Annotated in this window: 10 protein-coding genes; 3 read left to right on the forward strand and 7 right to left on the reverse strand. The window is 65.1% G+C overall.

The window, feature by feature from the left end; genetic code table 11:
- Together A3K89_RS15510 and A3K89_RS15515 are read right to left on the reverse strand one after the other, a co-directional pair.
- Positions 1-1560, reverse strand: coding sequence for an ATP-binding cassette domain-containing protein (locus tag A3K89_RS15510; RefSeq protein WP_068427569.1), 1560 nt, complete (start codon positions 1558-1560; stop codon positions 1-3).
- A gap of 173 nt (positions 1561-1733) precedes the next feature.
- Entirely contained in the window at positions 1734-2282 is a 549-nt protein-coding gene (locus A3K89_RS15515; protein WP_068427571.1) for a hypothetical protein, read from the reverse strand.
- A gap of 75 nt (positions 2283-2357) precedes the next feature.
- Between A3K89_RS15515 and A3K89_RS15520 the strand changes: the two genes are divergently transcribed.
- From A3K89_RS15520 to A3K89_RS15530, 3 genes are all read left to right on the forward strand, one after another.
- The gene (locus tag A3K89_RS15520; RefSeq protein WP_068427573.1) at positions 2358-4181 is read left to right on the forward strand and encodes a penicillin-binding transpeptidase domain-containing protein; all 1824 of its coding nucleotides are present in this window, start codon (positions 2358-2360) and stop codon (positions 4179-4181) included.
- A 179-nt stretch (positions 4182-4360) separates the two neighbouring features.
- Entirely contained in the window at positions 4361-6010 is a 1650-nt protein-coding gene (locus A3K89_RS15525; protein WP_174551436.1) for an NTF2-like N-terminal transpeptidase domain-containing protein, read from the forward strand.
- Positions 6011-6046: 36 nt separating this feature from the next.
- Positions 6047-6862, forward strand: coding sequence for a sulfite exporter TauE/SafE family protein (locus tag A3K89_RS15530; RefSeq protein WP_068427575.1), 816 nt, complete (start codon positions 6047-6049; stop codon positions 6860-6862).
- Positions 6863-6877: 15 nt separating this feature from the next.
- On the opposite strand, the gene A3K89_RS15535 is transcribed toward A3K89_RS15530, so the two are convergent.
- The 5 genes from A3K89_RS15535 to A3K89_RS15555 all read right to left on the reverse strand — a co-directional run bounded on the left by A3K89_RS15535 (position 6878) and on the right by A3K89_RS15555 (position 12299).
- On the reverse strand, positions 6878-8326 hold the full coding sequence (locus tag A3K89_RS15535) for a peptide MFS transporter (protein WP_068427578.1): 1449 nt from the start codon (positions 8324-8326) through the stop codon (positions 6878-6880).
- A gap of 46 nt (positions 8327-8372) precedes the next feature.
- A complete protein-coding gene (locus tag A3K89_RS15540) occupies positions 8373-8750 on the reverse strand; it encodes a DUF3054 domain-containing protein (protein WP_068427626.1) in 378 nt (125 codons plus the stop codon).
- A 40-nt stretch (positions 8751-8790) separates the two neighbouring features.
- Positions 8791-9342: a YceI family protein gene (locus tag A3K89_RS15545; RefSeq protein WP_068427580.1), complete on the reverse strand. Its 552-nt coding sequence runs from the start codon at positions 9340-9342 to the stop codon at positions 8791-8793.
- A 323-nt stretch (positions 9343-9665) separates the two neighbouring features.
- Positions 9666-10820, reverse strand: coding sequence for a TIGR00374 family protein (locus A3K89_RS15550; protein WP_068427582.1), 1155 nt, complete (start codon positions 10818-10820; stop codon positions 9666-9668).
- Positions 10821-10844: 24 nt separating this feature from the next.
- A complete protein-coding gene (locus A3K89_RS15555) occupies positions 10845-12299 on the reverse strand; it encodes an adenylate/guanylate cyclase domain-containing protein (protein WP_068427628.1) in 1455 nt (484 codons plus the stop codon).
- Positions 12300-12439 lie beyond the last annotated feature (140 nt).

The raw sequence follows: 12439 nt of genomic DNA on the forward strand, positions 1-12439 counted from the left end.
TCATGCACGCTCCAGTTCGACCCATCGCGTCGGCTCGAGATCCCGCAGGAACGGTAAGTCGTGACTCGCGACGACGAGCGCACCCTCGTAACTCGCCAACGCCTCCGTCAGGTGGGCCTTGCTGGCGAGGTCGAGATTGTTGGTGGGTTCGTCGAGCATCAGGAACCTCGGCGCGGGTTCGGCGAGCAGAATGGTCGCCAGTGCAGCACGGAGACGCTCACCCCCGGACAACGTGTCGACGACGGCATCCGCGTCGCTCCCGCGAAAAAGAAAGCGCGCCAACTGGGCTCGAATCTGCTCGTTCGACGCGTGTGCCGCGACTGCCGCAACATTCTCGGCCACCGACCGAGACTCGTCGAACACGTCGAGGCGTTGCGGCAGGTATCGCCACGGCACAGCGGGTTCCGCGTCCGCGAGCTGTCGCAGCAGTGTTGTCTTGCCGCTACCGTTCGGTCCGATCAGTGCGATGCGTTCCGGTCCCACGATCTCCAGTGAAGCGACTGAAACGATCCTCTGTCCCGCATGCACTTTCGTCGCGGGGAGCTCGACGCGGACCTCGCGGTCGTCACGGAGGCGATCCTCGGCCGTGGCGAGAACCGCTTGTGCGTCGCTCACCTTGTCGAGGTGGTTGCCCCGTAGCTTGCCCGCCGAGACCTGTGCTGCCCGTTTGCGATTGCCCATGACGATCTTGGGTTCACGCTTCTGCTCGTTCATCTTCTTGCCGTACCGGGCGCGTCGATCGAGTTTGGTTCTGGCCTCGATCAATTCGCGTTCCTGCTTGCGCACATCGTTCTTGGCGTCGTGCACCGCGGCGCGCGCAGCCTCCTGTTCCGCGACGACGACGTCACGGTAGTGCTCGTAGTTACCGCCGAACACGCGCAGGCGGCTGACCCCGTCTCGCTCGGCTCGAACCTCGGCAGTGGTGTCCATGATCGCGAGCAGATCGAGGTCGTGACTCGTCACGATCAGCACGCCCTGGAACGACTGGACGGCCTGGTAGAGGTGTGCGCGGGCGTCTCGGTCGAGGTTGTTGGTCGGCTCGTCGAGGAGCAGCACATCCGGCTCCGCGAGTAGTTCCGCAGTGAGCGCGAGCAGCATCGATTCACCGCCGGACAGCGTTCCGACGACGCGATCGAGATCCTCCGGTCGTGCGACGATGTGGCCCAATCCCAACTTGTCGAGCAGCGCGACGGCACGCTCCTCCGCATCCCACCGGGAGCCGACGATAGCGAAGTCGTCGTCGGTGAATTCTCCGATCTCGATGCGGTGCAGCGCCTGTCGAAGTTCACGCATACGAAGAATGTCGTCGACGCGCCTGCCTGCGCGCAGGGTGATGTCCTGCGGGAGGTAGCCGAGCTCGCCGGGAACGGTGATCGAGCCGCGTTGGGGGTGCAATTCTCCCGCAACGAGTTTCATCAGCGTCGACTTGCCCGCACCGTTGGACCCGACGAGACCTGTTCTGCCGGTGGGGAACACGGCGTCGAGGCCGTCGAACACGCGGCTGCCGTCCGGCCAGGTGAACCCGAGATCGGAAATGCGCAGGGATGAAGAGGTAGACATGATTGCTCCAGAGGTATGCGTGCGTACAAGCAGGCGAACGAACCTCTAGAAGAGCAACGGCCTCTCCAAATCGTCGACGACAAGGCGACAGCCAGATTAAACCCGGGTGCGTCGCACACGCAACCCCATTTGTGGTCGTGCGTGGAAATGCGTGCTCTGGCACGCATTTCCGCTCACGTGCCCGAAGGGCCCTTCTTGCGCAGATCGTCGACCTTGCTCATCGCCTCCCTCAGCTCTCCGAGCCATTCCTCGGTGTGTTCACCGACGAGTTTGACGGCCCAGGACAGCGCATCGGCACGAGATCGCGCGACGCCTGCATCGACGAGCGTGTCCAATACCTTGCGCTCCGGCTGTCGCAGGCGGGTCATCACCGGAACGGCGAGGTGGGTGAAGAGCACCGCCTCCCCGTCGACGGCCACGCCCCACGCCACCTTGCGTCCGTAGCGTGCCTCCGCCTCGTCGGCGATCTGCATCCGGTCCTGACGCGTGGTCTCGCGGAACCGCGCGATGCGACCCTCGGTCGACGCGGCCGATGCGTCGTCGGGCGTGGGAAGTTCGCCGATCACGACGATCTCCTCCCGGTCCACCTCGATCGTCGCGTCGCCGGCGAACCAACTTTCCGGAAGCCGTCCGCTGAACCATTCTGCGGCGTCACCGGTGTCCGGTGCGTCGGCTTGCTGCCACCCACCGGGTCGTCCGAACTTTCTTCCATGGTGTCTCATGACAACTCCTTGGTTGCGTTTGATTACACACTTACATGATTACTCCGTTGCAGCGATATCCGCCACGGGTGGGGCATGATCAAGTGCGTGCGCACTTCGAAGAAGACGGTTTCCGCCCTCGTCGCTGTCACGGCCTTGGTCCTCGCGGGATGCGGTGACGACGGCCCACCCGAACCGCAGACCACCGCCCAACAATTCGTCGATGCGATCAACAGCGGGTCCGCCGAGGCCGCCGCGCAGCTGACGACCGATCCGGTGGCCGCGTCGGCTGCGCTGACGGGCCTGTACGACGGGCTCGGCGCCGGCGGGTCCGTCACGGCGACGCCGGACTTCACCGTCGAATCGGCGTCGGAAGACGGTGGCGCGGTCACGCTCGACGCGACATGGCGTTTCTCGACGACGAACGACGGCACCGAAGAGCCCGACGGCGAGCCCAAACAGTGGCAGTACGACACGCAGGCGACCGCGACCGAGACCGATCAGGGGTGGAAGATCCAGTGGGATCCTGCCGTCCTCGCACCGGGCCTGACGGCCGACAGCACGGTGCGCTACACGTCGACCGATGCGCTCGTCACGCCCAAGGTGTTCGACCGAACAGGCGTCGAATTGATGTCCCAGCAGGTCGTCACGCTCGTGAACATCGACGCGTCCGCCGACCCCGCCGCGGTCGCGTCGTACCTCACGCCGATCGTTCCGACCATCTCGGCCGAATCGATCGCTGCCGATCGAGCCGCAGCACAGGGCAACGCGCTCACCGTGGTCTCGCTGCGTCAGTCCGACCTCGATCCGATCGCAGCCCCGCTCGCGGCGCTTCCTGGCGTCACACTCGCGCCGCAGACTCGTCTGCTGACGACCGACCGCGCGTTGGCGTCGCCCGCGTTGACCGGTGTCTCGGAGCTGTGGCAACAGCAGCTCGACGAGAACAAGGGCTGGTCCGTACAGTCCATTTCCGCCGACGGGGCAGTCCAGCAGTTGGCGGGTGTCGACGCGACGCCTGCTCCCGACATCGCGACGACTCTCGACGCGGGTCTGCAGCTGAAGGCCGAGAATGCGCTGACGTCGCTGCCGCAGCAAGCGGCGATCGTCGCGCTGCAGCCGTCGACCGGAAACGTGCTCGCCGTCGCGCAGAACGCGGCCGCCGACGCAGAGGGTGCGATCGCGTTGACCGGGCTGTATCCGCCCGGATCGACGTTCAAGACGGTGACGACGTCGGCTGCGCTCGAGGCGGGCACCGCAACGCCGGACACGATCCTTCCGTGCCCCGGCACCGAGAACATCGAAGGCCGTCAGATTCCGAACGACGACAACTTCGACCTCGGGGACGTTCCGCTGCACACCGCATTCGCCCGCTCGTGCAACACGACGATGGGGCGCCTCGGCGTCCTACTGCCCGCCGACGGTCTGCAGAAGACCGCGCAGCAATACGGACTCGGTGTCGATTACGTAACGCCAGGCCTGACCACCGTCACCGGCACCGTCCCGGTCGCGGACACCCCTGCGGCACGCGTCGAGTCGGCCATCGGTCAAGGACAGGTAACGGCGTCGCCGTTCGGGATGGCGCTGGTGGCCTCGTCGATCGCGGGAGGGGCGTTGAAGGCGCCCACTCTCGTGAGCGGTCAACCGGGCACGGCGGACACGACGCCCGTCGCGGTCGACCCGGTGGTCGCGGAGCAGATCAGGGCGATGATGCGCGAGACCGTCACCGCCGGAACCGCGACGCAACTGCAGGACATCCCTGGCCTGCTCGGTAAGACCGGAACCGCCGAGTTCGGGCCGAACAACGAAGGCGCACATGGCTGGTTCGTCGGGATCCAGGGTGATCTGGCGTTCGCCGTGTTCGTCGCCGGCGGACAGAGTTCGGCCCCCGCCCTGGAGGCCGCAGGACGGTTCCTGCGCTAGGCGCTCATTTGCCCGTCGTTTGCTTATTGTGACGGTTTTCGGCCTTGTGTTGGGCGTCACGATTGACCACGATGAATGCAGGCGGGAAGTGCACGTGGGGAGGCGTGTAGCGAATTCGTGACCAGAGCGTGTGAATCCCGTGCTTGTTACGCGTGTGACTGAAGTGACTAGAATGAAGCATGGGTTCAGGGAGGGCGGCGCGCGTGAGCGCGAAACGGGGACGTTACGTAGTAGCAGTGGGGGCAACGCTCGTCTTGTCCTCGACCGCGGCGGTATGGATGTTGGATCGGCCCGAGAACGCCGGCGAGGCGGCGGTCGGTGATTTCGTCGACGCACTCAATGCGCGTGACGTCTCGGCCGCAGCGAATCTCACGTCCTATCCCAACGCCGCCGCCGCGAGCATTACGCAGATGTTCGACGGTTTGTCCGCAGGCGGACCGCCGACAGGCGACTTCGAGCTGACGCAGTTCATTGGACTCGACGACTCGTCCGGCTTCTTCACGATGGCGTCGGACTGGAACTTCGGGGACGGCAAGGACTGGTCGTACTCGACACGCGGCACCGCCAAGAAGTTGAGCGTCGGCTGGCGAATCACGTGGGAGCAGGACATGCTCGCGCCCGACATGCCCGCGGGTGGATCCGTCCGCTACGTCCGCACCGACGCAGCGCCGCCGCTTGTCTTCGACGCCGCGCAGAACGTGTTGATGAACGAGCGGACGATCAACGCGATCATGCTCGACCCGTCGCGCATGGCAGACCCCGTGGCATCCACGACGCGACTGGCCGACGTCATCGACGTCGTGGCACCCCTGATCACCGCCGAAAGCCTGCAACGCGACCTCGCTGCGACGCCGGGAAGCCCGATCCTCGCGGTCAACCTGCGCGACGACGACTTCGGTGTTCTCGAGGACGACCTGCGAGCCATCGACGGTGTCGTCGTCGTTCCGACGCCGAAGCTCATCGCCGGGGATCGCCGAATCACGTCGCCGCTGCTCGATTCGTTGCGCAAGGCGTGGCAGGACAATCGAGACGCCACCTCCGGATGGGCCGTCGACGTCACCGGTCCGGACGGCGTCGTCACGCGGCAGGCCGGATTCCAGGGTCCCCCCGGACCGGACCTGCACGCGACGCTCGATCCCCGCATCCAGCTGGCAGCCGAAGAAGCCGTCGTCAGCGTCGGGACCGCAGCGTCGATCGTTGCTATCCAGCCGTCGACAGGCGCCATCGTCGCGACAGCGCAGAACAGTTACGCCAACGAGCAGGGGCAGATCGCGTTCTCGGGGATGTATCCGCTCGGGTCGGCGTCGCATCTCGTCGACGCCGTCACCAGGGGTGACGACTCCAACGCGACGCAACTCGGTCTCGGCGTCAACTACTCGATGCCGGGTCTCGACGCCTACACCGGCCAGGTGCCGTCGGGCAACAACTCCATCGACCGCATCCGGACCGTCGGCAACGAGACGTCGGAAGTGTCGATCACGCCGTTCGGTCTGGCACAGATCGGCGCTGCGATCGCACGTGGCGCGGCGCCTCTACCGTCGATCGTCGCGGGCCAGACCGCGGTGGCCGACAAGGAGACGGCGTCCATCGCCCCGGAAGCGCTGGCCACGCTGCGGGACATGATGCGGAACTCCGCACACGACGCCGGTCTCGATTCCTACGGGGGTCTCACCGGCTTCTCGGGGAACAGCGGTGACGATCGGTGGTTCATCGCGAACCGCGGCGACCTGGCGTTCGCCGTCTACATCGAGAATGCCGACGGCACAGACCAAGCCGTGAAGATGAGCACCATGCTGCTCCGGGAGATGGACTCCGGCAAAGCCGAGTAGCCGGCCAAGTCTTTAGCCACGGTAGCTTTACTGTTCGTGACTCTGCTCGATTTCGGCTTGCTCGTCGTCGCCGGTTTCTTCGCGGGCCTCGTCGGATTCGTGACCGGGCTCGCGTCGCTGGTGTCGTACCCCGCGCTTCTTGCTGCCGGGCTTCCGCCGGTGGCGGCGAACGTGACCAACACGGTCGGGTTGGTGGCCGCCGGAATCGGTGCGACGGCGAACGCGTCGTCGGAACTGGCGAAGGACGGCAAGCAGCTGGTGCGCTTCGCTGCCTACTCGGCGATCGGCGGGTTGGTGGGTGCGTTGGTGCTGTTGTGGGCGCCCGCGGGATCCTTCGAGATCGTCGTCCCTTTTCTCGTCGCCTTCGCCGCGGTGGCGTTGCTGGTGCAACCCCGGCTGCGGCTGCTGGCGGGCGGGAGGGGAGCCGGCGGGACGGCCCAGGGGCACGGGAGTGGAGCCGGCGGGCCGACCCAGGGGGACGGGAGTGGAGCCGGCGGGACGGCCCAGAAGTTCTATCCCGTCGGTCTGTTCTTCGTCGCGATCTACGGCGGGTATTTCGGGGCGGGGGCGGGAGTCATATTCCTGGCGCTCGCGCTGGTGTGCACGTCGAACTCCATGTGGCGCGCCAGCATTCTGAAGAGCTTCTTCCTGGGCGTGGCCAACCTCGTTGCTGCCGTGATCTTCGCGTTCTCCGGTGAAGTGAACTGGCTCGCCGCATTGGCGCTGGGCATCGGCGCGTTCGTCGGGGGCTACTCGGGACCGCCGGTGGTGAAGGTGATTCCACCGACGGTCCTGCGCATCGGCGTCGGACTGTGTGGTCTGGGGCTCGCGGCCTGGTTGTTTCTGAAGTAGCCGTGCCGGTTTCGGCTACTGCACCCCGCTCATCATCTTCTTGATCCACGGCGACATCGCCGCGATGACGACCCCGACGGCGATCGACGCGCCACCGACGGTGTAGAAGAACGGATTCGGGTCGGCCTGGTCGTAGTAGCCGGCCAGAGTGCCCGCCATCGCGGAACCCAATGCCACGGACAGGAAGAACAACGCCACCATCTGGGTGTGGAAGTTGTTCGGCGCGAGCTTGGTCGACAACGACAAGCCGACCGGGGACAGGAACAATTCGGCGAACGTGAACAGCAGGAGGATTCCCACGAGAGCCAGGAGCGGCATGTTGTCACCGGCCAGCGACGGCACGAAGGCGAGGAACGCCAGGCCCATGATGCCCACTCCTGCAGCGAATTTCAGGGGCGTCGACGGTTGGCGATCGCCGAGCTTCGTCCACATCGCCGCGAACACACCGGCGAAGATGATGATGAACACGGGGTTGATGGACTGGACCCACGACGGCGGGAAGTCCCAGCCGAACAGATTGCGGTCGAGTTCGGTGTCCGCGATGAGCGGAACGGTCGTGAACTGCTGCTGGAACAGTGACCAGAACGCGGCACTCGCGATGAACATCGGGATGAACGAGATGACGCGTCGACGCTCGATCTGCGTGATGTGCTTGCTGGACAGAATGATTGCGAAGTAGGCGACCGCAGCGACGATGGTGACGCCGACGACGACGTCGGACAAATTCGACGCTGTGATGGCGCCGAAGACGGACAGCAAGGCGACGACGACGATCGCGGCGACGCCGATCGCGCCCCACTTCATACGGTCGCTCGCAGGGAGCGGATGGGGCGGCGTGGCACCGATTCCGAGCAGGTGTTTGCGCCCGATCGTGTATTGAATGAGGCCGAGCGCCATACCGATTGCGGCCAAACCGAATCCGGCGTGGAACCCGAGCTTGTCCCAAGCGAGGCCGGTCAGCAACGGCCCGATGAACGCGCCGATGTTGATGCCCATGTAGAAGAGGGAGAAGCCTGCGTCGCGACGGGTGTCGTGCTCGTCGTACAGATCGCCGACCAACGACGTCGCATTCGCTTTGAGCCCGCCGCTGCCGAACGCAACGAGAATCAAACCGACTCCGACGCCGAGGAATCCGGGCAGAACAGCCAACGCGATGTGTCCGAACATGATCATGATCGCGCTGTAGAACAGAGTGCGTTCCGAACCGAGAAGTCGGTCGGCTATCCATGCGCCGAGAATAGTGGACAGATACACGGTTCCGCCGTATGCGCCGACGATCGACGTCGCCGACGATTCGGGAATTCCGAGGCCACCCTCGGACACCGAGTAGTACAAGTAGTAGATGAGGATGCCTTGCATCCCGTAGAACGAGAAACGCTCCCACATCTCGACACCGAAGAGATTCGCCAGCGCGAATGGCTGTCCGAAGAACCCGGTGCTCTGCTTGTCCTGTAGTTCGGCCATAGGTGAACTGTTTCACGATCGGCCGGTGTTCGGGAGTATCTGCAGATCAGTTTTTCGAGACGGGTACCAATTTGGCGAGGGCGCGCCAACCCAGCAGGAACACGGCCAGAACTGTCGACGCGACGACGATGAAGCTGAATGCCGTGCCCTGACCGCTGACGACGCGCAAGATCATGCCGAAGAGAACCGTCGACACCCACACGAGAATGCCCGTCGGGAGGATGAGAAAGGCGTCGAACTTGTCGCGGTAGAGCGTGACCGTCGCGATCCAGCCGATGACCGCCCCGACGACGAAAGGCCAGGCTGTGTGAAACAGCCCGGCCATGACGTTCGCCTCGTCGTGACTGCGGCGACCGATCGCGCAGAAGACAAGGACCAGAACGAGGTCGACGACGGCGGCAATTATCGGGCTGCGCTTGTTCACCCGATACACCCTAGGGTGCCGCCGTCGCCTTCCGCTCGAATCAGGAAGCCAGACCAGCTTCGATGTCGAGGTTCAGCGTGATCTTGTCGCCGACGACAGCGCCGCCACCCTCGAGCGGCATGTCGATGCTGATGCCGAAGTCCTTGCGGTTGAGGATGGTGGTGGCCTCGAAGCCTGCGACCGGTCCTGCGCCCATGCCCGGGTTGACGCCGTTGAACTCGAGCTTCAGATCGACGGACTTGGTGACGCCGTGCAGCGTGAAGTCACCGGTCACGACGAAGTCGCCTCCGTCGGCCTTGACGGACGTGGAGGTGAACGTGGCGGTCGGGAACTTCTCCACCTCGAAGAAGTCGGCGGTCTTGAGGTGGCCGTCACGCTGCTCGTTGTCGGTGGTGATGGACGCGACGTCGATCTCCGCGTTGACGGACGGGGTGCCGTCCTCCGCGACCGTGACGGCGCCGCTGAAGTTCTGGAAACGGCCGCGAACCTTGCTGACCATCAGGTGGCGAACGGTGAAGCCGATGGTCGAGTGTGCGGGATCGATGGTCCAGGTGCCGGGGGCCAACTCGGGCAGTGCGATGGATGCGGTCATGACTAGCTCCTCAAGGTTGAAGTTTCAAGTTTGTATAGTACACAAACGGACCGGGGTCCGCATCTATTCCGGGGGAAATTTTTCGTGGCCGGTCGGGGGCGCCCCTGGTTCGACCGAATGTGGCTATCGGGTCACTCAGAGTGAGCAAGGGGCGCCCTCGCTCCGGGCGGGCGAATGCGCGGGCGGACCGAATGTGGCTATCGGGTCACTCAGAGTGACCGAAGGACGCCCTCGCTGCGCGCAAGGTGAGCGAAGGACGCCCTCGCTGCGCGCCGAGTGACCGAAGGTGACATTCGGTCCACGGGCGGGGGCAGAGACGCAGCTCAGGCCGGCTCGGGATCGGGCCCGCGGCGTTCGGGCTGCGCCTCGCGGGCGGTGCGGGCGTCTTTCTGCAGCTGCTTGGTCTCGCGCTGTTCCATCTCGAGGTCGTAGTGCAGGTCTTCGTGCTGGTGTTTGCGGAACAACACGAGGAACACGACCCAGCCGACGAGGGCGACGAGGATGAAGCTGACACCGCGGTAGACGAAGGCAGCCGCAACGGACTGCGACGCGCTGATGCTGGCGGCGCTGGTGAGGAACGCGATGAGGGTGGCGTCGACGACGACGAGTCCGCCGGGAGCCAGCGGAACCGAACCGACGGCTTTACCCGCCGCGAACGCGATCAGCAGGCCGGACAGACGAGGATCGGCGCCGACGGCATAGCACGCGAAACCGAGGCAGGCGACGTCGGCGATGCGGTGGACCGCGGACCACGTCAGTGACAGGGCGCCGTCACGTTTGCCGAGCTGGACCGACTTGACCTGCTCGATGATCTCGTCGATGCGCTCCTGGCCCGCGTCGCGCGGCTGGTTGCGAAAGTCGTTGACCTTGTGGAGAACCCAGCCCGCAGCACTTCGGATCGACTGTGGATGCGCCGAGACGTACCGAACGCCGACGACGATCGCGACGACGCCCGCAATCGGCAGCACGAGCGTGAACGTGTTGACCGAACCGCCGACGAGCAACGCGCCACCGACACCGAGTACGGCCAGACCTGCCGCCGCGATCACGCCGGAGATCGCCAGCTGCCACGACGCCACGACCGGACTCGCGCCCCAGCGTCGGGTCTCGCGATAGGTGAACGCCGTCGAGAAGACCTGGCCGGCGGGAAGCGTTAACGCCATCGCGGTGCTGCCGTAGATGACGGACAGCGACTTGGCCTGCCGAACGCGCACACCCCCGGCCTGCAGCAACTGCTTCTGCACCCGGCCGAACGCGCTCAGCGACAGTGCCTGCATGAAGATGCACGCCGCCAGCCACCCCCAATGTATTTCGGTGAGTGCCTTCCACGATTCGTGCAGACGTGGCCAGAGATAGATGCCCTCGCCGATCAGCAATCCGACGAGGGCAACCGCTGCCACCCACTTGAGCACGCGAAACCGGTTCCGGCGTCGCGGACCCACCGCCGCGGGCTCTGGTGTCGGTTCGAGCACCCTCACAGCGTAACCACTAGGTCGACGTCATCAGGGATGCTCGACTGGCCACGCGAGGTGAGTGGGACGGCCTCGGCCACGTAGTTGAACTTGATCTCCGAGCTCCCAGTGTTCTTGTTCCTCGTCGCTGGCGAAGTACAGCGCCGACGTCGACGCCAGCACGCGACCCGGACGCAGCTTGGACAGTTCGGTCAGACGGGACGCTTCGTTGACCGGATCGCCGATGACCGTGTACTCGAACCGCTCCTTGGCGCCGATGTTGCCGGCGACCGCGAGACCGGCCGAGACGCCGATGCCGATGTCGAGTCCGACGATGTCGTTGAGCGCGAACCGCAGGTCACGGGCTGCGGCGAGAGCGGCGGTCGGCGCGTCGGGACGGTCGAGTGGCGCACCGAAGATGGCGAGTGCGGCGTCGCCCATGAATTTGTTGACGAAGCCGTGATGCTTGTCGATCACGTCGACGACGACACGGAAGAACTCGTTGAGAAGTACGACGACCTCGCCCGGCGGTCGTTCCGACGCGGTCGCGGTGGACCCGACCATGTCGACGAACAGCACCGCGACGAAGCGCGTCTCGCCGCCCAATTCGGTACCGAATTGCAACGCGCGTCGGGCCACGTCCTCGCCGACGTGCTGGCCGAACAGTTCGCGGAGGACGCGTCGTTCCGCGGCTTCCTCCATCATTCGGTTGAAGCCGACCTGCAGCCGGCCGATCTCGCTGCCGTCGAACACGTCGACCTCGACGTCGTTGTCACCGCGTTGGACGCGCTCGATCGCTCGACGCAGCTGCCGGATCGGATCGGAGATCTGGCTGGCCGTCAGCATCGACAGAATGAACGCCTGTCCGATCGCGAGGACGCTGAGCAGGATGATCGCGATGGCGAGGGCGTCGGTGGAGAACACGAGATCCGTCGTCAGCTGTGTGGCGCACAGCAGGATGATGCCGATGACGGGCATCAACGTGCCCAGACCCCACGTCATCGCCATGCGGGTGCCGACGCCGGGAGCCATGGTCCGGTCGAAACGGCCCTCGCTGAGTGCCATCGCCGCGACCGGCCGCAGGATGCGCTCACCGAGCATGTACGTGAAACCGAACGTCACCGTGGCAGCCAGCGCGACGGTGACGATCACCGCGACCGACAGCGACGGCATCTCCGACACCGTCAACAGCACGAACAGGATGCCGCCGATGACCCACAGAATCAGGTGCACGATGGCCTGACGCAGGGGAGCGTGCAGAGTCGTCATCTGTTCGGCACGTGTCGGCGGCCCACCCCGTAGCTGCCAGCGGACGACCGTGCGCAGCATCCGCGCGGCGTAATACAGACTGATCGTGCCGGCGAAAGCAAGGTACGCGCCGAACACGTAGACGTTGCGAACCCGGTCCGCGACGATCGACTGGGACTCCGTGATCGGCAACCCGTATCGAACGAACGCGAACACCAACACTGCGCCGAACAAGTTCGCCAACAGCATCGACAACATGTACAGCGGCCAGCGACTCTTCAGCGTGAGCGAGACCGCTCGGAAAGATGCCAGCACGGGTTAAATTTACCGGGTGACCCAAGACGAGCCGCGGGCAGAAGCATCCAAGGTGTTTTCGGACACACTCGGTCGTTCCGCAG

It is taken from the genome of Rhodococcoides kyotonense, assembly GCF_001645385.1.
Lineage (GTDB): Bacteria > Actinomycetota > Actinomycetes > Mycobacteriales > Mycobacteriaceae > Rhodococcoides > Rhodococcoides kyotonensis_B.

Bases quoted from the DNA above. Each gene is read 5' to 3' on its own strand.
- A3K89_RS15510 (WP_068427569.1), bottom strand. From the start codon at position 1,560: ATGTCTACCTCTTCATCCCTGCGCATTTCCGATCTCGGGTTCACCTGG.
- A3K89_RS15515 (WP_068427571.1), bottom strand. From the start codon at position 2,282: ATGAGACACCATGGAAGAAAGTTCGGACGACCCGGTGGGTGGCAGCAA.
- A3K89_RS15520 (WP_068427573.1), top strand. From the start codon at position 2,358: ATGATCAAGTGCGTGCGCACTTCGAAGAAGACGGTTTCCGCCCTCGTC.
- A3K89_RS15525 (WP_174551436.1), top strand. From the start codon at position 4,361: ATGGGTTCAGGGAGGGCGGCGCGCGTGAGCGCGAAACGGGGACGTTAC.
- A3K89_RS15535 (WP_068427578.1), bottom strand. From the start codon at position 8,326: ATGGCCGAACTACAGGACAAGCAGAGCACCGGGTTCTTCGGACAGCCA.
- A3K89_RS15545 (WP_068427580.1), bottom strand. From the start codon at position 9,342: ATGACCGCATCCATCGCACTGCCCGAGTTGGCCCCCGGCACCTGGACC.
- A3K89_RS15555 (WP_068427628.1), bottom strand. From the start codon at position 12,299: ATGTTGTCGATGCTGTTGGCGAACTTGTTCGGCGCAGTGTTGGTGTTC.